This window comes from Prosthecobacter sp. (assembly GCF_014879935.1).
Taxonomy (GTDB): Bacteria; Verrucomicrobiota; Verrucomicrobiia; order Verrucomicrobiales; family Verrucomicrobiaceae; genus Prosthecobacter.
In genome coordinates this window covers 31,979-56,018 of the sequence record NZ_JACSRD010000189.1, presented here as the reverse complement: position 1 = coordinate 56,018, position 24,040 = coordinate 31,979, and the positions used below count along the sequence as shown (strand labels likewise).

Annotated in this window: 18 protein-coding genes, 2 tRNA genes and 1 other RNA gene; 11 read left to right on the top strand and 10 right to left on the bottom strand. The window is 61.4% G+C overall.

Going from position 1 to position 24,040, the window contains the following annotated elements; translation table 11 throughout:
• Positions 1-121: 121 nt before the first annotated feature.
• Positions 122-1,330 carry an MFS transporter gene (locus tag IAE77_RS20835; protein ID WP_294230965.1) on the top strand — a complete coding sequence of 403 codons (1,209 nt, stop codon included), beginning with the start codon at positions 122-124 and terminating at the stop codon, positions 1,328-1,330.
• A 1-nt stretch (position 1,331) separates the two neighbouring features.
• On the opposite strand, the gene IAE77_RS20830 is transcribed toward IAE77_RS20835, so the two are convergent.
• Positions 1,332-3,452: a M3 family metallopeptidase gene (locus IAE77_RS20830; protein ID WP_294230963.1), complete on the bottom strand. Its 2,121-nt coding sequence runs from the start codon at positions 3,450-3,452 to the stop codon at positions 1,332-1,334.
• A gap of 129 nt (positions 3,453-3,581) precedes the next feature.
• On the opposite strand from IAE77_RS20830, the gene gcvT reads away from it, so the two are divergent.
• From gcvT to rnpB, 6 genes are all read left to right on the top strand, one after another.
• Positions 3,582-4,697, top strand: a complete 1,116-nt coding sequence (gcvT, locus tag IAE77_RS20825; RefSeq protein WP_294230961.1) for a glycine cleavage system aminomethyltransferase GcvT — start codon at positions 3,582-3,584, stop codon at positions 4,695-4,697.
• Positions 4,698-4,709: 12 nt separating this feature from the next.
• A complete protein-coding gene (gcvH, locus tag IAE77_RS20820; protein ID WP_294230959.1) occupies positions 4,710-5,090 on the top strand; it encodes a glycine cleavage system protein GcvH in 381 nt (126 codons plus the stop codon).
• 71 nt (positions 5,091-5,161) lie between these two features.
• Positions 5,162-5,986, top strand: coding sequence for an aspartyl/asparaginyl beta-hydroxylase domain-containing protein (locus IAE77_RS20815; protein WP_294230957.1), 825 nt, complete (start codon positions 5,162-5,164; stop codon positions 5,984-5,986).
• 48 nt (positions 5,987-6,034) lie between these two features.
• A complete protein-coding gene (gene gcvP, locus IAE77_RS20810; RefSeq protein WP_294230955.1) occupies positions 6,035-8,863 on the top strand; it encodes an aminomethyl-transferring glycine dehydrogenase in 2,829 nt (942 codons plus the stop codon).
• A gap of 32 nt (positions 8,864-8,895) precedes the next feature.
• Positions 8,896-10,422 carry a sulfatase gene (locus tag IAE77_RS20805; protein ID WP_294230953.1) on the top strand — a complete coding sequence of 509 codons (1,527 nt, stop codon included), beginning with the start codon at positions 8,896-8,898 and terminating at the stop codon, positions 10,420-10,422.
• A gap of 45 nt (positions 10,423-10,467) precedes the next feature.
• Positions 10,468-10,905, top strand: an RNA gene (gene rnpB / locus IAE77_RS20800) — RNase P RNA component class A.
• Positions 10,906-10,943: 38 nt separating this feature from the next.
• Here the strand turns inward: rnpB and IAE77_RS20795 are convergent.
• The 3 genes from IAE77_RS20795 to IAE77_RS20785 form a co-directional block, all read right to left on the bottom strand.
• Positions 10,944-11,918 carry a hypothetical protein gene (locus IAE77_RS20795; RefSeq protein ID WP_294230951.1) on the bottom strand — a complete coding sequence of 325 codons (975 nt, stop codon included), beginning with the start codon at positions 11,916-11,918 and terminating at the stop codon, positions 10,944-10,946.
• Between the two features lie 76 nt (positions 11,919-11,994).
• Positions 11,995-13,752 carry a DUF1549 and DUF1553 domain-containing protein gene (locus tag IAE77_RS20790; protein ID WP_294230949.1) on the bottom strand — a complete coding sequence of 586 codons (1,758 nt, stop codon included), beginning with the start codon at positions 13,750-13,752 and terminating at the stop codon, positions 11,995-11,997.
• On the bottom strand, positions 13,749-15,119 hold the full coding sequence (locus tag IAE77_RS20785) for a DUF1501 domain-containing protein (RefSeq protein ID WP_294230947.1): 1,371 nt from the start codon (positions 15,117-15,119) through the stop codon (positions 13,749-13,751). The genes IAE77_RS20790 and IAE77_RS20785 overlap by 4 nt, the downstream gene beginning before the upstream one ends.
• 157 nt (positions 15,120-15,276) lie before the next feature.
• On the opposite strand from IAE77_RS20785, the gene IAE77_RS20780 reads away from it, so the two are divergent.
• A complete protein-coding gene (locus tag IAE77_RS20780) occupies positions 15,277-15,537 on the top strand; it encodes a hypothetical protein (RefSeq protein ID WP_294230945.1) in 261 nt (86 codons plus the stop codon).
• 20 nt (positions 15,538-15,557) lie between these two features.
• A complete protein-coding gene (locus tag IAE77_RS20775) occupies positions 15,558-15,956 on the top strand; it encodes an HNH endonuclease (protein ID WP_294230943.1) in 399 nt (132 codons plus the stop codon).
• Here the strand turns inward: IAE77_RS20775 and IAE77_RS20770 are convergent, their stop codons facing one another.
• The 5 genes from IAE77_RS20770 to ndk form a co-directional block, all read right to left on the bottom strand.
• Positions 15,957-16,448, bottom strand: a complete 492-nt coding sequence (locus IAE77_RS20770; RefSeq protein WP_294230941.1) for a GNAT family N-acetyltransferase — start codon at positions 16,446-16,448, stop codon at positions 15,957-15,959.
• 71 nt (positions 16,449-16,519) lie between these two features.
• A complete protein-coding gene (locus tag IAE77_RS20765; protein ID WP_294230939.1) occupies positions 16,520-17,677 on the bottom strand; it encodes a Gfo/Idh/MocA family oxidoreductase in 1,158 nt (385 codons plus the stop codon).
• Between the two features lie 299 nt (positions 17,678-17,976).
• Positions 17,977-18,831 carry an AraC family transcriptional regulator gene (locus IAE77_RS20760; RefSeq protein ID WP_294230937.1) on the bottom strand — a complete coding sequence of 285 codons (855 nt, stop codon included), beginning with the start codon at positions 18,829-18,831 and terminating at the stop codon, positions 17,977-17,979.
• A 202-nt stretch (positions 18,832-19,033) separates the two neighbouring features.
• Positions 19,034-19,119: transfer RNA gene (locus IAE77_RS20755), tRNA-Leu, on the bottom strand.
• Between the two features lie 43 nt (positions 19,120-19,162).
• Positions 19,163-19,588, bottom strand: coding sequence for a nucleoside-diphosphate kinase (gene ndk / locus IAE77_RS20750; RefSeq protein ID WP_294230935.1), 426 nt, complete (start codon positions 19,586-19,588; stop codon positions 19,163-19,165).
• Positions 19,589-19,695: 107 nt separating this feature from the next.
• On the opposite strand from ndk, the gene IAE77_RS20745 reads away from it, so the two are divergent.
• Positions 19,696-20,439, top strand: a complete 744-nt coding sequence (locus IAE77_RS20745; RefSeq protein ID WP_294230932.1) for an HAD family hydrolase — start codon at positions 19,696-19,698, stop codon at positions 20,437-20,439.
• Positions 20,440-20,492: 53 nt separating this feature from the next.
• A tRNA-Arg gene (locus tag IAE77_RS20740) sits at positions 20,493-20,566 on the top strand.
• Between the two features lie 7 nt (positions 20,567-20,573).
• Here IAE77_RS20740 and IAE77_RS20735 read toward each other — a convergent pair.
• Positions 20,574-23,960 carry a type I restriction endonuclease subunit R gene (locus IAE77_RS20735; RefSeq protein ID WP_294230930.1) on the bottom strand — a complete coding sequence of 1,129 codons (3,387 nt, stop codon included), beginning with the start codon at positions 23,958-23,960 and terminating at the stop codon, positions 20,574-20,576.
• Between the last annotated feature and the right edge of the window lie 80 nt (positions 23,961-24,040).

The window sequence follows — 24,040 nt, the reverse complement described above, 5'->3', positions numbered from 1 at the left end:
GGGTGGGTTGGGCGAAAGGTCGCGGAAGATGGAAAGGCACGGCGGGGGCGCAAGGAGCGCTTTTTTCATTCCTGCCGATTGGAGTTTCCCGCAGTCTCGCTTATTCCAAGACACCCCAACAATGCCCGAATCCACCCCGGACGCCAAAGCCAGCCGCCGCACGCTTGCGACGATGTTTTTCTGCACGGCGATGCCCATGGGCATGTGGAGCGTGCCGCTGGCCAATGTCTTCACCGCGCACGGTCGCGGCCATCTGGTGCCCTGGGTGTTTTCCACGACGGCCGTGGCCGCGTTCATCTCGCCGTTGTTCGTCGGAGCGATGGCGGATCAGAGACATTCGCCCGTGCTGCTGCTCCGCTGGCTGACAGCGGCCACCAGCGCGGCCCTGCTCCTGACCTGTGCTTCGCTGTGGTGGGGCTGGAGCGACGCGGCGGTTCTGATCTGCGCACAGGTGCAGGCGCTCGTGGCCACCCCCGTGTGGAGCGTGGCCAGCAGCATCGTTTTTTCCCAGCTCTACGACCCGAAACGCCAGTTCGGCCCGCTGCGGGCCTGGGCCACCGGCGGGTGGATGGTCGGATGCTGGATCATCAGTTTCGTATTGCAGGCAGACGCGTCCCTGCTCGGCGGCGTGACGGCGGCCGGCCTGTGGCTGGTGGTGATGACCCTGACCTGGCGTCTGCCTTCGATTCCGCCCGGGGAGGTCCTCCGGCATCGGACCTGGCGCCAGATCCTGGGCCTGGACGCGCTAGAATTGCTCAAACATCGCGATCATCGCGTCGTTTTCATCACAGCGGCCCTGTACTGCATTCCGCTGGCAGCGTTTTATCCCTACACGTCCCGGCATCTGCATGACCTCGGGGTGAAAAACATTTCGGCCGTGTTGTCACTGGGGCAGACGACAGAGGTCGTCGTCATGCTGCTGCTGGCCGGCGTTCTGGCCCGCGTGAGGCTGAAGTGGGTGTTCCTCTCCGGCATCGCGATCTGCGTGGTGCGCTATTCCTTCAATGCCTTCGCCACCACCGGTTGGGTGATGGTTGGCACGGTGCTGCATGGCTTCGCCTTCACGCTCTACTTCATCACCACCCAGATCTACCTGGAGGAGCGCATCGACCCGAAGTGGCGCGTGCGTGCCCAGGCCCTGCTGGCCCTGCTGATGGGTGGCGTGGGCAATCTGTGCGGCTACCTCGGCGGCGGCTGGTGGCATGAGGCCTGCACCAAGGCCGGACACACGAACTGGCCACGCTTCTGGTGGGGCGAGACCGCCCTGACCGCCGCTGTCTGTCTGTTCTTTGCAGTCGCTTATCGAGGACGCGTGCACAGCCACGAGTGACTCATGCCAGCCCCGCCCGCACGAGCAACGCCATGGCGTCCGGATCGCGGCCCATGAAGTCCTGGAAGAGCTTCGCCGGGTCCTCTGAATTGCCTTTGCTGAGGATCGTGTCGCGGAATTCGCGGCCGACGGCGGGATTCAGCACGCCTTCCTTCTGGAAGCGGGTGAAGGCGTCCGCGTCGAGCACTTCGGCCCACTTGTAGCTGTAGTAGCCGGCCGCGTAGCCGACGGGACTGCTGAACAGATGCCCAAAACGGCGTGCCATGGTCGGCTGCTCCGTCTTCAGCGGCATCAAGTAGTCCTTCAACAGGCTGCGGGCGAGCTTGTCGATGTCCGCGCCCTCGTCCGTGGCGTGATGCATGTGCAGTTCGAGGTCGAGCTTGCCGAAGGCGAGCTGGCGCATGATGTCGCTGGCGCTGCGATAGTTCTTCGCGGCGAGCATCTTCTTGAACAGCCTGGCCGGGATCACCTCGCCGGTTTCATGATGGCGGGCAAAGAGATCCAGGCTCTCACGCTCCCAGCAGAAGTTCTCCATGAGCTGGGAAGGCAGCTCCACGAAGTCCCAGTAAACGCTGACGCCATTGAGCGCGGGGATCGCCACATTGCCGCAAAGCTGGTGCAGCAGGTGGCCGAACTCATGAAACACGGTGCAGACCTCGTCGTGCGTCAGCAGTGCCGGCTTCCCATCGACCGGTGGCGTCATGTTGCCGCAAATCAGGCCCAGATGCAGACGGCGGTCACGCTCACCGCTCGGTGGCACCCCCATCTTCAGGTAATTCATCCAGGCGCCGCCGCGTTTCGAGTCACGCGGATGCCAGTCGGCGTAGAAGGAGCCGATGTGGACGTCCTTCTCGTTCCGCACCTCGAAAAACTTCACCTGCGGATGCCAGACTTCGACGGGACCTTGTTTCCCTGGCTGTGCGCTGACGTTTGCCGGAGCCTCCTGGCCTGGTCCGACATGAACGACCTCACGGCTCGTGATGCGCAGATCAAACACCTTCTCGGCGAGCTGGAACATGCCGCTCAAGACCTTGTCGAGCGGGAAGTAGGGACGCAGTTCCTCTTCATCGAAGTCATACTTGGCCTTGCGCTGCTTTTCCGCCCAGAAGGCCACCTCCCAGGGCTGGAACAGATCCGTGGCCTGGTGCGCGGTGTCGGCGCGATACTCCTGCAGCTCGATCGTTTCGCGCTCGAAGGCCTCGCGCACGCGTGAATGCAGGTCCTCGATGAAACGCAGGGCGCTGCGGCCCGTCTTTGCCATGCGATGGGCCAGCACGTGGTCGGCGAAATTCGCCTTGTCCATGATCTTCGCCTTCTCATTGCGCAGGCGGAGGATCTTCCACACGAGGTCCGTGTTGTCATGCTCGCCACCGCGGCCGATGGAGCAGGACCCCTCCCACACCTGACGGCGGATGCCCTCGTCTTCGAGGTATTCCATGACCGGGATCATGGACGGGGCCTTCAAAGTGAAACGCCACACCGGCTTCTCAGCCGTGCCAAGTCCTTTGGCCGCGGCATCGGCGCGCGCAGCATCGATGGCGGAGGGCGGCAGGCCGCGAAGCTTGTCCGCGTCCTCGATGATCAGCTCCCACTTGTTCGTCGAATCGAGCACGTTCTCAGAATACTTCTGCGTGAGCTGGGACAGCTCCGACTCGATTTCCTCCACGCGCTTCTTTTTCTCCGGTGGCAGATCGGCTCCCGCCTGGATGAAGCCTTCCATGGCTTCATCGAGCGCACGCTTGCGCACCCCGGCGAGCTTCCGCGCCTCGTCGGTCTTGCTGTAGGTGACCAGCAGGTCCCACAGGTGCTCGTTGAGTGGAATTTTGGCGAAGAACGCGCTCACTTCCGCCAGCATCTTGTTATGCGCCTCGCGCAAGGCGGGTGCGTTGCACAGCGAGTCAAGGTGCGTCACCAGCCCCCAGGCCTCGTTCAGGCCGCGGGTGGTCTCATCGAGGCCGAGCACAACGGATTCAAAGCTCAATTTGCCGCGGTCCTGGTCGATCAGGGCGTCCAGATTTGCCTGCGCCTGCTGGAGGGCGGCTCGGATGTCGGCTTCGATGTGATCAGGGGTCAGCGTTGACCACCGGATGTGGAAATCCTGGGTAAGAAAGGGGTTGGCCATGGTGGGGGTTGGCGTGGCGCAAAACTATGGAGGGAATGCGGGGGGCTGCAAACGACAAGCTTTCCGAGTCATTGCTCAAAATGCCGCGTGGTTTGACAAAACGAACGCGCTTCACAAGATGCGCGCGCCGTGTCCGACACTGAAACCCTGCGCCAGACTCCCCTGCATGCCGTGCATGTGGGAATGGGCGCGCGCATGGTGCCCTTTGCCGGGTGGAACATGCCTGTCCAATACACCGGCATTGTCGAGGAGCACAAGGCCGTGCGTCAAAGCGTCGGCGTGTTCGACATCTCGCACATGGGCCAGTTCATCGTGAGCGGAAAGGGCGCGGAAGCCTTTCTGAACCGCGTTTTGACCAACAACATCGCCAAACTGACGCCCGGGCAGGGCCAGTACACGCTGCTGCTGAACGCACAGGGCGGCGTGATCGACGACTTGATCGCCTATCGGACGAGCGAACGGGAATTCTTCCTCGTGGTGAACGCCTCGCGCATCGACGCTGATTGGACGCACATTGAATCCCAGCTCACCGAAGACGATGACGTGATGATGGCCAACGCGAGCGATTTCACCGCCGGTCTGGCCATCCAGGGGCCGAAAGCACGCGAAGTGGCCGTGGCTGTTTTTGGCAACGCCGATTCGTTCCCGGCGCACAACACAATCCTGGTCACCATGACTGACAGCGGGCCGATGTGGCTCTGCGGCACCGGTTACACGGGCGAGGAAGGGTTTGAGTTCTTCATGCCCATCGAAACCGCCGAAAACTGGTTCCGCAAGATCGTGGATGCGGTGAAGTCTGCTGGCGGGCTGCCCTGTGGGCTCGGCGCTCGTGACACGCTGCGGCTCGAAATGGGCTATCCGCTCAATGGCAACGACCTTTCCGAGACACGCACGCCGTTGCAGGCCGGACTTGGTTTCTTCGTGGATCTCGACAAAGGCGATTTCACTGGCCGTGAGGCGTTGGTGAAGCAAAAAGCCGAGGGATTGCCGGACAAACTGACCGCGTTCCGCATGACCGGTGCCACGCCGCCGCCACGCCCGCATTATCCGGTCGCTCAAGGCGATCAAATCGTCGGCGAGGTGTGCAGCGGCACGCAATCGCCCAGCCTCGGCTGCGGCATCGGCATGGCTTATCTTCCTTTGAGCGCCGCAGCAGCCGGCTCTGCCATCGAGATCGAAATCCGTGGCCGTCGTTTCCCCGCGGAAGTGGTGAAAAAGCCGTTCTATCGCAAGCCTTCCGTCTAACTCGTCACCCTCATGAGCAACGTCCCCGACAACCTCCGCTATCGCGACTCCCACGAATGGATCGACCCGCAGCAGACTCCGGCTCCAGTCGGCATCACGGATCATGCCCAGGCGGAGCTGACCGACGTCGTGTTTGTCGATCTGCCCAAAATCGGCACGCAGGTCAGCGCCGGGCAGCAGGTGTGCGTGGTGGAGTCGGTGAAAGCCGCCAGTGACATCTACGCGCCCGTTTCTGGCGAGATCGTGGAAGCCAACGACGCTCTCTCGGCCGATCCCGGCCTGATCAATCGCGATCCGTTTGGCGCGGGCTGGATTTTCAAGATCAAGCCTTCGAACGCGGCCGAGGCAGACGCCTTGATGAATGCCGAGGCGTATCGCAAACACATCGGCTGACGCGCAAATTTGGCGTGCTGTTTTTGGCTGCAAAAGGTGACGGATTCGTTACTCATGGCTGCCTTTGAACCATGTCATCTGAAGCGTCTTCCCCTGTCGCCACTGTCCCCGAGGGCTTCGACCTGAAGCCCATTGGTGCCTACCACCGCCGCCACCGCACCTTCGCGGCCAAAGGCTGGCTCGAAAGCCTGACCGACAAGCTCCAGGACATCGTGGAGGCGGTGCTGGCCCACTGTTCGATCCAGGGTGATCCGCCGATCTATGACTCGCGGCATTTTCCATGGGTGACACAGGTGGAGGCGAACTGGCAGAAGGTCCGCGCCGAACTGGATGCGGTGATGAAATATCGCGACGCGATGCCGAGCTTCCAGGACATCGTGAAGGAAGTCGGCATGATCCAGGGCGATGACCAGTGGAAGACTTTCTTTCTCAAAGGCGTGGGCATGGATTGCGAGGAAAATGCCCGCCACTGCCCGGAGACGATGAAGGTGCTCGAAATGATCCCCGGCTGCACCACGGGTTTCTTCTCGATCCTTTCGCCCAGGAAGCACATTCCGCATCATCGTGGGCCGTGGGCCGGCGTTTTGCGTCTTCACCTGGGCCTGATGGTGCCGGAGCCGCGCCACATGTGCCGCATCCGCATCGCCGACCAGGTCTATGCCTGGCAGGAGGGCAAGGCGGTGATTTTTGACGACACCTACAACCACGAGGTGTGGAACGACACGGACGGCTACCGCGTGGTGCTCTTCGTCGATTTCGAGCGTCCGCTGCGCCGGCCTTTCAATCTGATCAATCACTGGATCATGAACCTCGCCTCGCTCGCGCCGTTCCTGCGTGAGGCCAAGGGCAAGCAGAAGGCATCGGAGAAAAAATTCTGGGCGCTGTTTGGGAAGTGACACCGGGCCGCGGCTTGTTACCGTTCCGCCCGAAACGCCCGCCCCCGAATGCCCACGAATTTCTCCCGCCGTCACATTGGCCCTTCCGCCGCCGAGGCGGAGAGCATGCTGCAAACGCTTGGCTTCAAAACGCTCGATGAATTGATCGACAAGGTGGTGCCTGAGGGCATCCGGGTGCGCGAGGGACTGACATTGCCGCCGCCGCTCAGCGAGGAGCAGGCGCTGCGCCGCATGCGCCAGATCATGGGCCGGAACAAGGTTTTGCGCTCGTTCATTGGACTCGGATATCACGACACTTTCACGCCGCCGGTGATTCAGCGGAACATTCTCGAAAATCCGGGCTGGTACACCGCCTACACGCCCTATCAGGCCGAGATCGCTCAGGGGCGTCTGGAGGCGCTGATCAATTTCCAGACGATGATCCGCGATCTGACGGCGCTGGATGTTGCCAACGCGTCGCTGCTCGATGAAGGCACCGCCTGCGCCGAGGCGCTCGGTCTCGCCGTGGCTCAAGTTCCCGGTGCGGCGTGGGTGTTTGTCTCCGACAAATGCCATCCGCATTGCATCGCGGTCGTGCGCACGCGTATGGACGCGCTCGGCATCCGCGTGGAGGTCGGTGACGCGATGAAATGGAGGCACGATGGCACCAAAGGCCTCGCCGCCGTGCTGGTGCAGTATCCGGACACGCTTGGAGTCATTCATGATCACGCCGAGCTTGCCACTGAAGTTCATGAAGCCGGCGCTTTGCTCGTCGTGAGCGCAGACTTGCTCGCGCTCACCGTTTTGCGCCCGCCAGGGGAGTTCGGCGCGGACATCTGCGTGGGCAACAGCCAGCGTTTAGGCGTGCCTCTTGGCTTCGGAGGTCCGCATGCGGCGTTCATGGCGGTCAAAGACGCGCTGAAGCGGCGTCTGCCAGGACGACTGATCGGCGTGTCCAAAGATGCGTCCGGCAAGCCCGCTTATCGTCTTTCTTTGCAGACACGTGAGCAGCACATCCGTCGTGAAAAGGCCACCAGCAACATCTGCACCGCCCAGGTCCTGCTCGCGGTGATGGCGTCGATGTATGCGGTTTACCATGGCCCGCAGGGACTGAAGGCGATCGCGCATCGTGTGCATGGCGCGGCCGTCTGGCTGGCGGGTGAGCTGCTTCGCGCCGGGCTGGACGTGCTCAGCGATGACTTTTTCGACACGATCAGCATTCGCGTTCGCAGCGCCGACGACATTCTCAAGCGCGCCCTGCTGTTTGGCATCAACTTGCGCAGAATCGACGACACCACTGTCGGCATCGCGCTTGATGAGCGTGTGCGCGAGGAGGAGTTGCTCAATCTCCTCACCGCGTTTGGCATTTCGAAGGCACAGCAGAAACCGGTGCTCGATGATGCGCATCACCTGCACTGCTCCGCGTCGCATCACCGCGCTTCGGGGTTTCTGACGCATCCGGTTTTCAATTCATACCACTCCGAGACAGAGATGATGCGCTACCTGCATCGCCTGGAGTCGAAAGACATCGCGCTGAACCGCAGCATGATCCCGCTTGGCTCGTGCACGATGAAGCTGAACGCGGCGGCGGAAATGATGCCGCTCAGCTGGGCGGAGGTGAACGGACTGCATCCTTTCTGCCCCCGCGATCAGTCCGAGGGCTACCGCACGATGTTCGGCGATCTGGAGGCCTGGCTCGCTGAGTGCACCGGCTTCGATGCGGTCTCTCTGCAGCCAAATGCCGGCTCACAGGGCGAATACGCCGGCCTTCTTGCGATCAAACGCTTCCACGCCGCACGCGGGGAGGATCATCGCGACGTTTGCCTCATTCCGACCTCCGCACATGGCACCAATCCAGCCAGTGCCGTGATGTGCGGCTTCAACGTGGTGCCCGTTGCTTGTGACAACCAAGGCAACGTGGCCCTCGATGACCTCAAAACGAAGCTGGAGGCCCACAAAGGCAAGGTGGCGGCGCTCATGATCACCTATCCGTCCACCCACGGTGTGTTTGAGGAGTCGATCATCGAGATTTGCCAGCTCACGCATGAGCACGGCGGCCAGGTTTACATGGACGGTGCCAACATGAACGCCCAGGTCGGTCTCACCTCGCCCGGACGCATCGGCGCGGACGTTTGCCATCTCAACCTGCACAAAACCTTCTGCATCCCGCACGGTGGCGGCGGGCCGGGCGTGGGCCCGATCGCAGTCGCCGCGCATCTGCGGCCGCATCTGCCCGGTCATCACACCTGGACTGAGGAGCGCCATGAAGGCGCCGTGTGCTCCGCGCCATGGGGCAGCGCCAGCATTTGCACCATTTCGTGGATGTACATCGCGATGATGGGTCCGCGCATCGTTGATGCCACCCGCTTCGCGATCCTGAATGCGAACTACGTCGCGAAGAAGCTCGAGACGAACTTCCCCACGCTCTACAAAGGCTCCAAGGGCTTCGTCGCCCACGAATGCATCCTCGATTTCAGCCACTTCCACAAAGTCACGGTCGAAGACGTGGCGAAGCGCCTCATGGACTTCGGTTATCACGCGCCGACGATGAGCTGGCCGGTGGCGGGCACGCTGATGATCGAGCCGACGGAGAGCGAGAGCAAAGCCGAGCTGGACCGCTTCTGCGAGGCCATGCAGTGCATCCATGCCGAGATGATCGGCGTGGAGAGCAGCCAGTATCACCCCACTGACAACACGCTCAAACAAGCGCCGCACACCGCGGCCGCTGTCACCAAAAGTGACTGGCCGCATGCCTACACGCGCGAGGTGGCCGCATTCCCCCTGCCGTGGGTGCAGGAGAGCAAGTACTGGCCGCCGGTTTCACGAATCGACAACGTCTATGGCGACCGCCATCTCGTCTGCACCTGTGTGAGTGTCGAGGAAGCGGCGGCGAATTGATAGGCCTGGCCTTCATGCGCGTTTCAGCGCCCATGAAGCTGCTTCTGACCCTGCTTTTCGCCCTGACGTGGATTCCGACCTCCCATGCCGCTGAAGCGCCGCGTCCCAACATCCTGTTCATCATCTTCGACGACTGGGGCTGGCAGCATGCGGGTGCTTATGGATGCGACTGGGTGAAGACCCCGAATTTTGACCGTGTGGCCAGGGAAGGCGTGCTGTTCAAGAACGCCTTCACCTCGAATCCGAAGTGCAGCCCGTGCCGCGCCACGATCCTCACGGGTCGCAACTCCTGGCAGCTTGAGGAGGCCGTCTGTCATGGAGGCATCTTCCCGCCGAAGTTCGCCGTGTATCCCGATCTGCTCGAAAAGAGCGGCTACAATGTCGGATTGACCGGCAAGGGCTGGGGTCCGGGCGATTTCAAACTGGAAGGCCGCACACGCAATCCTGCCGGGCCGTCATTCGATGAGTTCACCCAAAAGCCGCCGGCCAAAGGCATCGGCACGAATGACTATGCGCGCAATTTCGAAGCCTTCCTGACCCAGCGTGACCAGACGAAACCCTTCTGCTTCTGGATGGGCTTCAAGGAACCGCACCGCGGCTATGAGCTCGATTCCGGCGTGCGTCTGGGCAAGAAACTCGAAGACGTGAAAGTGCCCGGCTATTTTCCTGACAATCCCACCGTGCGCGGTGATCTGGCCGATTATGCGATTGAGGTCGAGTGGGGCGATCAGCAGATCGGGCGCACGCTTGATCTGTTGAAGAAGGAAGGACTGCTCGAAGACACGCTCGTCGTCATCACCTCGGACCACGGCATGCCCTTCCCACGTGTGAAGGGTCAGATTTATGAAGACGGTTATCATCTGCCTCTGGCGATGCGCTGGGGCAAAGGCATCAAGCCGGGCCGAGTCGTCGAGGACTTCATCAATGTCCGTGACTTCGCGCCCACGTACCTTGAACTCGCCGGCCTCCCAGTTCATGAGCAGATGAGCGGCAAAAGCCTGGTGAACATCCTGAAGAGCGACAAGAACGGCTTTGTGGAAGACCGTAAAACCATGCTCGCAGGCAAGGAACGGCATGACATCGGACGCCCGAACGACTGGGGCTATCCCGTGCGCGCGATCCGCACGCCCGAGTTCTTTTACAGCCACAACTATCATCCGGAACGCTGGCCCGCCGGCAATCCAGAGACCGGCTATCGCAACTGCGATGACGGCCCGACCAAGGCGTTCCTCGTGGAGAACAAAGGGCCATTCTATGAACTCGCATTTGCCTATCGCGCTGAGGAAGAGCTCTACGATCTCCAGAAGGACCCGGAATGCCTGAAGAACCTGGCCTCAGATCCAAAATTCGCCGCCACAAAGAAGGAACTGCGCGCCAGGATGGAAGGCATGCTCAAGGACGAAAAAGATCCGCGGGCGCTTGGCAACGAAGCCATCTTCGACACCTACAAGTATCTCGGCAGCCGCAAAAACAAAGGCTACGCCGAATGGGAGGCCGCACAGAAAGGCCAGCCCCTGCCCGAGGAGCCGCGAAAGAAGAAGGGAAAGAACGAGGAGTAAACAATCCCGTCTTGCCCTTCGGGGCGGCACTCGTTAGTCTCAGCCTGGGTCGGCCGGAGTGATCGCTGGTTTTCGTCGCAAGGCGGATGCCAGAGGAAAGTCCGGACACCACAAGGCAGCATGCCACGTGAAAGCGTGGGGGCTGCGGTGCAAGCCGCGGTCACAGACAGTGTCACAGAAAACAAACCGCCCTCCGTAGCTCGCAAGAGCGAAGGACGGGTAAGGGTGAAACGGCGGGGTAAGAGCCCACCGCCCCGACCGCGAGGAAGGGGGCACGACAAACCTCATGCGGTGCAAGACAGAACAGGAGAAACGGCCCGCCTGGCCACAAGTCCCGCAAGGGACGGATAGCTCCGGGTAATAGTCGCACCACTGCGCGAGCAGGGGCGGGCTGGTCGCTCAGCCTGACAGATAAATGATCACAGCCAGGTGCCGCAAGGCATCGGGGACACAGAATCCGGCTTATGAGGGCCGATCCACATGAAGGCGTCGGGAGAAATCCCGGCGCCTTCGCCTTTCTCTCACAAGCCGAGGTCCCCCTCTGCCATGACAGTGTGTTTGGGCACGTGGCGCAATGGTTCGGGCAACAAAAAGAAATGGCAGACCTGCTGCCGCCGCCTGAGCATCGCTGGAGCACCATCCCAAGTGGGATCGTCGGCAAACGCAGCGCCTGTGACCACGGCAGCACCTCCTGGAAGCAGCGCAGGATCCTTCACCAGCGTTCCGATCAACGCCAGCAGCTCAGTGTCGTCTTCCTCTGTCGTGAACGTCTCGATGACATCCCAGCTCCGCAAGCCTTTGATCCGCCGAGGTGTCACCAGCAGATAGGAACTCAGCGTGTTGCGTGCATCGACCGCGCCAACCAAATGATGCGGACGCATGGGCGAAGAGCAAAACCACCGCAGATACTCCGGGGTGATCCACTTTTCGAGGCGGTCCTTGTGCCTGTAGGCTTGCTTCAGCGAATGAATCTCCTGGGGGCCCGTCACGAGGTGCTTGTCAGCCGGCAGCGCCGGCCAATAGGCGCGTCCGCGCAGCCACGAAGCCGCCCCGGCAGGGAAAAAGTGCCGTGTGATCGTCGTCTCTGCACGGGCTCCCAGGGAGAGCAGCGCCTCCTGCACACGCGGATTGGGAGTGGTGTGCGTGATCAGGTGATGCTCGGCCACGGCACGTTGTTTGAGGAACATCAGAGCGGCGCCTCGTGGAAAATCTGGGTCCACACAAAGCGTGGTGGCCGCAACAGCGACGACCGGCTTCCCCTGCCAGGCATACAGAATGGGAATGGAGCCCCCAAAGCCGACCAGACGCCCTTCGTCATGCACCCATCGCCCACGCTCGTCACTTTCCGCCGCCGCCGGGTTTTCATCCCACCAAAAGCGCATTCGCTGCTCCCACTCGATCCCCCCTGGAGCCGGATCATGCCGCTTCAAAAATGCTGCCAGCTCAGCTCGCGAGGCGGAACCGTCTGGAAAGGTGCTGAGTTGAAGTTTTGACATGAATCCGGACGATGAAACGCCTTTGCGCCTCTCTTGGATGGCTGGCCTTCGGCGTTGGCAGCCTTTTTTCCATCCCTCAGTCGATGTAGAGGAACTCGTTCGAATTCAGCAAGGCGAGGCAGTAATCCGCGAATGCATCGCGGAAGCTGGAAGTGAGCTTGGTCTGCTTTTGCAGAAATCTTTGCCCCGCGTCGATTTCTTGCTTCTTGGCTTCACGCGACAAACAGCGCAAGGTGGCGGCCGTGATGAGTGCGGAGGCGTCGGAACCGTGCTTCTCGGTCAAATCAGCGGCAATTTTCGCCGCGATGTCGTGGGCGAACTCGGAATTCAGAAGCATGAGCGCCTGTGGGGCGGTGGTGGAAGTGTTGCGGCGGGCGCAACTGATCTGCGCGTCGGGACGGTCGAACAATTCGAACAACGGCTGACGCAGGTTGCGACGTGCGAAGGTGTAGATGCTGCGCCGGTCGTGTTCGGTGACATCGGCGGTCGGTTCGGCCTGCTTTTTGATCAACGTCTCGCTGATTTCCTTCGGCAGTGGCAGTTTTACGCCGGGGCCGCCGGTTTTGGGATTCAAACGTCCGCTGACCGCGAGCATCGTGTCGCGCAGCATCTCGCCGGTGAGGCGTTTGCGTGGTGCGTTGGCCTGCTGGTAGTAATTCGACATCACAATGGCCTTGTGAAGGCGTTTGAGGCTCCAGTTTTGGCGTGGCAGCTCGGCAGCGAGCCAGTCGAGGAGCGCAGGATTCGTCGGTGCCTCACCTTGATGACCGAGATCGCCGGGAACAGCCGCAAGCGGCTTGCCGAAATGCTGCTGCCACAGGCGATTGGCCATCGCCCGCAGGAAAAGCGCGTTGTCTTTGCTCGTGATCCACTTTGCGAGTTCGAGACGGTCGGCATTCGCGGGTGTGCTGCCGAACACACGGGGAAAAGCGGGCTGAATCTCAGGGCCAGGGCGTTTGAAGTCGCCGCGCACGAACACGGTGCTCGCGGGAACGCCTTCGGTGAAGACACGCACGAAGGGGCCGAGGGGCTTGCGCTCTTTTGGGAGCACGGTGTTGTCAAAGAAAGCCCGCAGGCGGTAGAAGTCGGCCTGGCTGATCGGATCGTAAGGATGGTCGTGGCATTGCGCACACCCAACAGTGAGGCCGAAACACACGGAACCGACGGCGGTGGCGATGTCGTTGAGCAGCACGTGCCGGCGCTCGTTTTGATTGTTGAGATCCGGCATGTCGGGCGCGGAAAAGAGAAAGCCGGTGCCTGTTTCATCGCCCATCAAATCCCCGGCAATCTGCTTCTGCACGAACTCATCGAACGGCATGTCGCGATTCAGCGCATCGATGACCCAGTCGCGATACTGCCAGGCACGACCGCGCTCAGCATCGTATTCGAAGCCGTCCGTGTCAGCGTAGCGTGCCAGATCGAGCCACCACTGGGCCCAGTGCTCGCCATAACCAGGAGAGGCGAGCAGTTTGTCCGCGAGCACTTCGAATGCGGAATGCGGATTTCGGAGTGCGGAATTCTGAAACGCACGAATCTCCTCCGGCGTGGGCGGCAGGCCGGTCAGATCGAAGGTGATGCGTCGAATCAAAGTTGCCGCATCCGCCGTTTTTGATTCTGTTTTTGCCAGGGCATCGAGTTCGCGGATCGCTTTCTGCCAATCCGCATTCCGCGCTTCGAATTCCGCATTCGCGAGCGGTTTGAAAGCCCAGTGGTCCTTGTCCTTCTCGGTGATCTTCGGTTCATCCTTCACCGGATCGCTGGAGGCGCGAATGGCGACGCCGTGGGCGTGATTCATCGCGAGCAGCAGCGTCAGAGCGATCCAGGCGTTCTTCATGCGAGGATGCCTTTGACGACGTTACCTTCCACACCGGTCAGACGTTGGTCGAGGCCGTTGAGGCGGAAGGTGAGGCGTTCGTGATCCATCCCAAGGGTGTGCAGGATCGTGGCGTGCAGGTCGTGGACGTGAACTTTGTCCTGGGCGGCACGCAGGCCGAACTCATCTGTGGCGCCATGAACGTGGCCATGTTTCACGCCCGCGCCAAACAGCACGGTGGAGTAGCCCCACGGGTTGTGATCGCGGCCGACGCCCTTCTCGCTCATCGGCATGCGGCCGAATTCACCGCCCCAGATGACGAGCGTGTCTTCCAGCAGGCCGCGTTGCTTCAAATCGCGAATCAAACCGGCCACGGGCTTGTCGGTGCGGGCACAGAGGTCGCTGTGATTCTTCATCACATTCTCATGGGCATCCCAGCCATTCGTGTCGCCGGAGTAAAGCTGCACAAAACGCACGCCGCGCTCGATCATCCGACGGGCGAGCAGGCAGCGCGTGCCGAATTCTTTCGTCTGCGGATGATCGAGGCCATACATGCGTTGGGTGGTCTCGGTTTCACGCGAGATGTCCACGGCTTCCGGAGCGGCGCTTTGCATGCGAAAGGCGAGCTCGTAGGCGCGGATGCGGGCATCAAGTTCGCTGTCGGCTTCGTGCCGCGCCTGATGCTGCGCATTCATCTGCTGGATGAGATCGAGCGTGGCACGCTGGCGCACGATGCTCTGCGGGCCGTGGAGATCGAGAATGGGACTCTCGCCCGCACGCATCGTGGTGCCTTGATAGGTCGCGGGCAGGAAGCCGCTGCCCCATGCGGGCGGGCCGCCTTTCAAACCGCCACCGGGATCGGGCAGCACGACGAACGCGGGCATGTCGGCGTTTTCGGAACCGAGTCCGTAGGCCACCCAGCTTCCCATGCTCGGCTTTCCCATCTGAATGGAGCCGGTGTTCATCTGATAGACCGACTGCGGATGATTCACGCTGTCACCGTGGCAGCTGCGGATGACACACATTTCATCCGCGAGTTCGGCCATGTGTGGAAGGAACTCACTGATTTCGATGCCACTCTGTCCGTGCGTCCGAAACCGCTTCACCGGGGCCAGCAGCGGGTTTTGCGCGACTTTGCGCCGCGTTTCGACGGCACCGTAACTGTCTGGCAGCGGTTTGCCCGCGTGGCGGATGAGTTCGGGCTTCAGGTCGAACAAATCGACGTGGCTGGGGCCGCCGTGCATGAAGAGCCAGATCACACGCTTCGCCTTCGCGGGAAAATGGGATCGTGACTCGGCCATCAGGGACGACAGCGCCACACTGGAGAGTCCCATTGCCGTCGAGCCGAGAAGGCGGCGGCGGGAGAGCGTGGCGAGGTCCGTTTGCATGGCGTCAAGACGTTGGCTAGGGGACGGTTCTAGCGGATTTGCCCGTCGGAAGTCAATGCGAAGAACCCGCTGCAGGGAAATCAGTGCCAAGCTGACGCCAGCGCTACGATTGGAAGTCTAGGCTTGCGGCAGGGAGGCATGGCGCACAAACTAGGTCATGACCATTTCGCCCGAATCAACCGCGTTGGGACGTCTGTTGCGGCCCATGAGTCAGCGCATGAGCAGGGAACTGGCGCGTGAGCTGGTGTCATTGAAGGTGGAGGAGGACACGCAGCAACGCTACGAATATCTGGCTTCGGGCCGCCGTGAAGGCACGCTCACCGCTGACGAGGAAGCGGAATTACAGGATCTCGTCCAGGTGAATTCCGTCCTGTCGATGCTCAAAGCGGAAGCCCGGCTTCTCCTTGCGGCGGCTTGAACCTCGACACGTGCTGACAGATGACCCGAGCGACTACTGAACGAGTGCGCCAGCGTGCGGGCCATCGCTGCGAGTACTGCGGCATCCCGGAGACGGATTCTGGATTGCGTTTCCATGTTGAACACATCATCGCCCGCCAGCATGGAGGCGCGGATGACGATGAAAACCTCGCGCTGGCCTGCCCGGACTGCAATTGGCGCAAAGGAACCAACCTCACCGGCCTTGATCCTGACTCCGGCTTGGTGACGGTGCTGTTTCACCCCCGCCGCGACCAGTGGACCAGCAACTTCGAAACGCACCCGCCCCGCATCATCGGCAGGACGCCCGCCGGGCGCACAACGGCATGGCTGCTGGACATGAACAACCCCATCCAGCTTCGCCACAGGCTGTGGCTCATGCGATTGGGTGAGTGGCCGTGATCACAGCATCTTCTGCATCCAGATCACATCGAGCCAGCGGCCGTGCTTGTGGCCGACTTCCTTGAGATGAGAGACCTTGTCGAAACCAAACTTCGCGTGGAGTGCGATGCTGGCCATCTGTTCGGCATCGATGCCGCCGAGAACGGTGTGATGGCCGATTTGTTTGGCGAATTCGACGAGCCGTCCCAGCAGCAGCGTGCCGATGCCCTTGCCCTGATGCTCGTGGTGGATGTAAACCGAGTCCTCGACGCTGTGGCAGTAGGCCTGGCGGGGATGAAAGCGGCTGAGCGAGCCCCAGCCGATGACGATGCCGTGTTCCTCAGCGACGATCACCGGGTGCTCGGGCCCATGCGCATCGAACCAGTCACGCCGCTCCTGCGCGGTGCTGGGCACGGTTTGATAGGTGCAGGTGCTGTGCTCGACGTAGTGATTGTAGATCGCGTTGATGGCGTCGAGATCAGCGAGCGTGGCGGGACGGAGGGAAATGGACATGGCTTCAAGAAAAAGGCACCGAGGTTTTCATGCCCCGGTGCCTTGGATGAGTTACGAGCGGGACGCGTGCCTCATGCGTCGAGCTTCGTCCAGGCGGCGTTGGCCTTGCTGGAGGCGACGACGGACTCGATGAAGGCCATGCCACGGATGCCGTCCTCGATTTTGGGGAAATCGTTTTCGACTTCCGTCGGCGTGCGGCCATCGAGACGTGCCCGAATGGCACCGGCGAAGTTCTTGTAGATGTTGGCGAAGCCTTCGAGATAGCCTTCCGGATGCGCTGGCGGCGTGCGGCTGGCGGCAGCGGCGTTCTTGCCGAGGTAGCCGTTCGCGGTGCGATAGACCTGCATCGGCTGGTCGAGCCACTTCACGAGCATCGTGTTCGGCTCCTTCTGGTGCCATTCGATGCCGCCTTTCTCGCCATAAACACGGATGTTGAGGTTGTTCTCCTCGCCAACGCTGATCTGCGAGCAGTGAAGCACACCTTTCGCGCCGTTTTCGAAGCGGAGGAGGATGTTCGCATCGTCATCGAGCAGACGGCCTTCGACGAAGGTCGTGAGATCGGCAGCGAGCTCGGAAATCTTCAGCCCGGTGATGTATTCGGCGAGGTTTTCGGCATGCGTGCCGATGTCGCCCACGCAACCGGCGGCACCGGACTTCGTGGGGTCCGTGCGCCAGGAAGCCTGCTTCTGGCCGCTCTCTTCAAGTTTCGTGGCCAGCCAGCCCTGCGGGTATTCAGCGACGACCTTGCGGATCTTGCCGAGCTTGCCGGCCTTGATCATGTCGCGAGCTTCTTTCACGAGCGGGTAGCCGGTGTAGTTGTGGGTCAGACCGTAGATGAGTCCGGTCTTCTTCACGAGTTCGCCGAGTTCCTTCGCTTCAGCGAGGTCAAAGGTGGCCGGCTTGTCACTAAGGACATGGAAGCCGTTTTCGAGGGCCATCTTGGCAGGCGGGAAGTGGACGTGGTTCGGCGTGACGATGGCGATGAAGTCCATGCGCTTGTCAGCGGGGAGCGCGGCCTCCGTCTTGATCATCTCCTCATAGCTGCCGTAGCAGCGCTCGGCGGGCAGGAAGAAGTCGGCGCCGCTGTCTTTGGACTTCTGCGGATCGGAGGAAAAGGCGCCGCAGACGAGTTCGATCTGCTGGTCGAGTGCCGCCGCGATGCGGTGAACCGCGCCGATGAAGGCGCCGCGTCCGCCGCCGACCATGCCATAACGAATTTTCCGGCTCATAAAAGATGCTGTGCTGGGTTTGTGGGTTGGGAATGAGTGAGGGCCGCGAGTTTGCGCAGTGGCGGAAGGCGGGTCAAGTCCGCATGCGACTGCCGGCGGATTCGCCGATGTGGAGTGCCGCGTGCGAGGGTGCCGGGCCATCGCTCCATTTTGTCCTGCTGTTCCCGGTCGCCCGAGCCGTCCGGGCACAAAAAACCCCGGAGAGGGTCACCCAACGCGCTCAGGTTCTTCTCTCCGGGGCCGTGTCGTCGAAACATCGCGGTGCGATGCGCATGGCGACAAGCTTTTCTAGGTGCGGCTTACGCTGCCATCATGGCGGGGGCGCCGTTCTTCATGCGGCTGCGGAATTCCGTAGGGGATTCATCAGCGATGCGGCGGAAGCTGCGGTTGAAATGGGACAGGCTCTGGAAGCCGACATCGTAGGCCACCTCGGTGATGCGGGCGGCAGGCTTCATCAGCATGCGCTTGGCCTTTTCCACGCGGGCGCGGTTCACGAAATCCGTGAAGGTGAGGCCGGTGGCGCGTTTGAACAGCTTGCAGAAGTGGAAGGGGCTCACGTTCACGGCCTTCGCGACGGCTTCCAAAGACATTGGCTCGGCGAGGTGCTGATGAATGAACATCTTCGCGTTGCGGACGGCCTCGGGCTCGTGCGTGGCATTGGCAAACAGGAGGCGATGGGCGCTTTCGCCGAGCTGCATCGAGAAGGACTGCAGGATCGCGATCGCGGCGTCGTAGCGTTCCGGCGGCATCACCGGCACGTGCTCGAACTGCACCTGGGCACTGCGCACTTCCGTGGCAGAGCGGCCTTCATCAAGGAGAGCCTTGGCGACCGGGGCAAAGGTGTCGGCATTCGCGGGTTGAAGACGCACACCGCCAGTCAGCATGACGGCGATGGTGTTCTTGCCAACACGCACAGGCACCTGGGTTTCGACGACACCGGCGACTCCCGTGCGGGTGGTGACGTGGTCGATGTGCACATCCTCCCCCACAGATTCCAGATTCAGCGGCAGGCTCGTGAGAGTATGGAAGGCCTTCTGGTAACGCTGAAACAGCTCGCTTTCAGCGAGGTTCTGGATGAAGCGTTGGCGGGCAGTGGTGTGGGAGGTGGTGGTGTTCATGGCGCGTGTTTCGTTCGTGTTGACGATGCCGATCATGCCATGCCGCCATTGTTCCGATATTGTCGGCCGCTACGGTTCGTGTCCTCATGACCGGCCGCAAAACGCGCATAGTGGTTTCCATTACCAACCGCTCCCCTTTTTCCACCTGCTCCACCCCATTCAACATGGCCCCCGCCAACGGCAGTCCCGACGCGCTGAGCACTGAAACGCCAGCACACCAGCACTCCACCAGCCAAGGTGGTGCCGATGACCGGACTCGAACCGGTAAGCCCTTTCGGGCAGCGGATTTTAAGTCCGCTGTGTTTACCATTTCACCACATCGGCGTGGGAAGGACGTGCCGGGAGTCTAGCGGAACTGCTGTCAGCCTCAATAGCTGAAAAGCTCTCCGTGATGGAAGAAGCGCTCCAGCTCGACGGCGGCCGCCTCGGCGGAATCGGACGCATGGACGACGTTGGTCATCTTGTCCGTGCCAAAATCACCGCGGATCGTGCCTTTCGGCGCCGCGTTGGAGTCCGTCGGGCCCAGCAGGTCACGCACGTGGGCGATCACGTTCTCACCCGTCAGGGCAATGGCGATCACCGGCTTGCTCTTCATGAATTCGGCCACGGTCGGGAAAAACGGACGGTCCGCGATGTGCGCGTAGTGTTCTTTCAGCAGTTCGTCGGTCAGCTTGATCATCTTGCAGCCGCGGATGCGGAAGCCCTCGTCTTCAAAGCGCTTGATGACTTCGCCGTTGATGCCGCGTTCGACGCAGTCAGGCTTGAGCAGGATGAGGGTGGTTTCTTGAGCCATGGGAGATTTCGGGGGAAAGGGCGCGCACAGTGCCGTCCACGCCTGCATCCGTCAAGGCTGGGAATCTTTTGCCAGATGGAAACGCGGCGCTTAGGCTTTCATGCGTCATGCCCTCCCGCTCGTTCGCCTTTTTCGACCTCGATCACACGCTCCTGCCCTTCGACACGCAGGCGCTGTTCTGCAATTTCGTCCTCCGGCGTGAGCCTTGGCGCGTTTTGCTGCACGGCTTGTTCATTCCCGTCGCCCTGGCACGTGCCTGCGGCCTCGCCAGCACGGCGACGGCGAAGCGTGCCTTTTTGAGCTACCTTCGCGGCATGCCGCGGGAGCGGCTTGCCAACTACGCGCATGAATTCGCCGAGGTCTGCGTGCCGAAGTGGGCCTACCAGGACCTGCGGGCGGAAATCCTCCGCCACAAGCACCAGGGCCGCGTTTTGGTGCTGAACACCGCCAGTCCGGACTTCTACGCCCATGAAATCGCCCACGCGCTCGGCTTCGACCACTGCATCGCCACGCGGTTTGACATCGGCGACACCTTTCCCGGGATGCCGCCACTCGTCACTGGCAACAACAAGCACGAGGCCAAGATCGTCGCCATGGAGGAACAGGTTCCCAGCGTGACCGCGCTCACAGAAAAGGAGCGTGCCACCTGCTGGAGCTACTCCGACAGCGCCGCCGACCTCCCGCTGCTCGAATACGCCGGCTACGGCGTGCTCGTGCATCCCTCCAAAAGGCTCGCCGACATCGGAAGCCTGCGCGGCTGGACCATCCTGCACCCGGCCCGCCCGTATCGCAGCAAGGCCGGAGACATGTTCCGCGTCGTCCTGCAAGTGTTCGGCCTCCATCCCGAGTGAGTGCGCCCTTGCTCATCCGGCGGACGGAACTATGATCGCTCACGCAATTCCAGGCACCTGTAGCTCAGTGGACTAGAGCAGCGGATTTCTAATCCGTAGGTCGCAGGTTCGATCCCTGCCAGGTGCGCTTGTTCTCACGCCGCCTCCCGGCCAAACACACCGGCGGCGCTTTGCTCGAAGACGTGCTGATAGACACGCCCTGCCAGCGCCAGTTTCTCGTTCTCGTCGAAGGGCGGATCGGGCAGCAGAGTGAAGACCTCGGTCTGGATGAGCACCTCGACTTCTGCCTTGGTCGGCTCCTTGGCGATCCAGTCGTGCCTGGTGGCGACCACTTCCAGCACCTTCGCGAGGAGGTGCTTGCTGGCTTGCTTCACCGTTTCGCGCTGCTTCTGGGTCAGCTTGGACTTCTTCAAGAGGTCAAAGATAGCCAGTTCCTCTTCGGTCAGACCTTCTTCAGCCGCCCGGCGCTGCTCCTCGTTGAGGCTGGCGAGCAGGTCGGCGAGTTGGGCGAAGGTCTGCTCGATGGTCACGCGGTCCTTCTCCCGGTTGTAGTCGGCCACGATCTCGGAGTATTTGCGGTAGTAGTCCATCCGCTCGGGATTGGCCCGCATCATGAGTGCGAGCTTGTGCTCAATGAGGGCGCGGAGGTCTTCCACGGCGGAGGCCTTGCGTTTCACCTTTTTGGCGAACTCATCCCGCAGCTTTTCCAGGTCGATCTTGCTCAAGTCGTAAAGTTTCGCCTCTGACTGGTCGCCTCCGGGAGACATCGTGCGGATGGCCTCGTTCACGATCAGGTGCAATTCTTTGAGCACCGCCGTTACGTCGGACATGTCCCGGCGTTCCTCCAGCTTCTTGTAGATGGCCTCCAGATTGTCGTGACGCTCGGCGAAGGCGAAGATGGCCTCTTCCATGATCAGCGCCTTGAAGCGGAGGAAAACCTGCCGCGCCATGATCTCGAAGCGCTGCTTTGTCTCCCGGCTGGTGTAAATGGCGTTCACCGCATCGGCAAGCAGACCCGTCTTGGTAAAGCCCTTGGCACCGATCAATTGTCCCGCATCAAAGCCCAGCGTTTTCAGGTAGGCCTCCGTCGCGGCGATGGCTTCTTCCAGGGCTTGCACGCGCTCTTCAATCGGTGCCACCACCTCGTCGCCGCCATTTTCGCCATCGTCGCCCAGCGCATACTGCGCCAGCGCGGCCCGCAGGCTCTTGAGCATGCCGTTGTAGTCCACGATCAGGCCGAAGTCCTTGCCCTCGCAGCGCCGGTTCGCACGGGCGATGGCCTGCATCAGCGTGTGGGCCTTCATCGGCTTGTCGATGTAAAGGGTGCCCAGGCTCTCCACGTCGAAGCCGGTCAGCCACATCGCGCAGACGATCACCACGCGGAAGGGATGCTCCGGCGCTTTGAAGGCGTCCTCCATGCTCAGGGTCTCGGTCTTGCCGTCCTTGATGATCTCAAAGCCCTTCTTCATCCGCTCGCGATGCGGGATGATGTCCACGCCCCATTTCTTGAAATCGGCCACCTCGCCCTGCTGCTCGCTGATTTGAATCTCGATGATCGTCTCTTCCAGCCAGCTCGCTTGCGAGGTCAGCTTGGCCTTCTTGTCTGCGTCGGCTTCTGCTAGTGCGGCAGCCTTCACGGACTCCGTCTTGGCCCGCCAATGTGGAGCGATGAGATTAAACATGCGCCCGCAGGTGATCTTGTCGATGCACACGAGCATGAATTTGCCCGACTCCCAACGTGCCGCGCAATGATCCACGAAATCCTTCGCGATCTTCTCCAACCGCTCATCCGCCGTGATGACCTCGTAGTCCTTGCCCAGCAGCTTGTCCAAATGCGCCCGCTGGTCCAAATCCATGTCGGCTTTCTCGATCACCTCCGCGATGCGGTCATTCAGATCGAGGGTGGTGATGCCGAGCTTCTCGCCCCGGTTTTCATACACGAGTTTCACCGTCGCGCCGTCTTCCTCGCTGCGCTTGAAGTCGTAGCGGGAGACGTAGCCGCCAAAGATGCGCTTCGTGAGGTGGTCGTTCTTGAAAAGCGGCGTGCCAGTGAAGCCGAGGAAGGCCGCGTTTGGCAGCGCCAGCCGCATGTTGCGGGCGAATTTCCCCGCCTGCGTGCGGTGTGCCTCGTCGGAGATCACGATGATGTCATCCCGCTCGCTGTAGGGTTCCGTGACCTCCTGGTTGAACTTGTGAATCAGGGTGAAGATGTAGGCGTGATTCTCGCCGAGCAGCTTCTTGAGTTCCTTGCCGCTGCTGGCACGGGGCGTCCTTTTGGGGTCGATGACACCACAGCCGCCAAAGGTCCGGTAAATCTGCTCATCAAGGTCGTCTCGGTCCGTCATCAGGACAAAGGTGAAGACGCCGGGAATCTTCCGCCGCACCTTCTCGGCAAAGAAAGCCATGCTGTAGCTCTTGCCGCTGCCTTGGGTGTGCCAGAAGACGCCCAACCTGCCCAGGTCCGGGTGCGCACGCGTCACGAGAGGCAGATCGTCCACGGCTGGCGGCATGTCCTCAGCTACGAGCAGAGATTCCCCCGGCTTTGTTTCCACCGCAGGCGTGAACCACTCCTTCGATGCCTTCTTCGACATCGTGTATTTCACCTCACGGCGCACGGGGAACTGCCGTTTCAACTTCTCCTGCCGCTTCACCGACTCCACGGCCAGATTCACGCCGAGCACCTGATGATTGCGGGCGACCACTTTGCGTGTTTTACCCGGCTTGCTGGCATCAAAGAGGATGAAGTTCTCCACGAGGTCCAGCAGCCGGTCCTTCGCGAGCATGCCGTTGAGCAGCACCTCGGCCTTCACCTTGCCCTTGTCCTTCTCATCGTTGCGCTTCCACTCGGAGAAGTGATCCCAGCCGCTCGTGATCGAGCCGTAGCGGGCATTGTCGCCATTGCTCACGATGAGGAAGGCGTTGTGATGGAAGGCGTGGCCGATCACATGGTCGTCCATGTAGTCGGAGAGATTGCCGTCAAAGCCTGCGCGGATGTTTTTATAGACCGCCTTCAGCTCGATGAAGACCAGCGGGAGGCCGTTCACGAAGCACACGAGGTCCGCACGACGGTTGTAGCTCGGCGCACGCAGTCCGGTGATCCAAAGCTCACGCACCGCCAGGAAGCGATTGTTCTCCACAAAGTCGAAGTCGATCATCCGCGCCCGCGTGCTGCGGAGATGGCCTTTTTCATCCTTGTAGTCCACCGGCACGCCATCGCGGATGAAGCGGTAAAACTCAGCATTGTGCTGGAGCAGCGAGCGTGAAAAATCATGCCGCGTCATCACTGATACCGCCTCGTCGATGGCCTTGTCCGGCAGGCCGGGATTCAGCCGCACCAGCGCCGCCCGCAGGTCACGCGTGAGCACCACCTCCCGCTTGTCTTGGCGTCCCAGGGTTCCCTCGGGGCCGAAAGTCTCCTCGTTGTAGGCATACACCGACTCCCAGCCCAGCACGCCTTCCAGGTGCTCGGCAAAGGTCTGCTGAACCAGCCGGTCCTCGCTGTTGATGTCGGTGTAGGCCATTCGCAGGCAATAAAAGCAGGCGCAGAAGTTTTTGCACCTGTTGAAATGCGCCCGGTGGAGCCCTGCGATCTTCTTTTCGG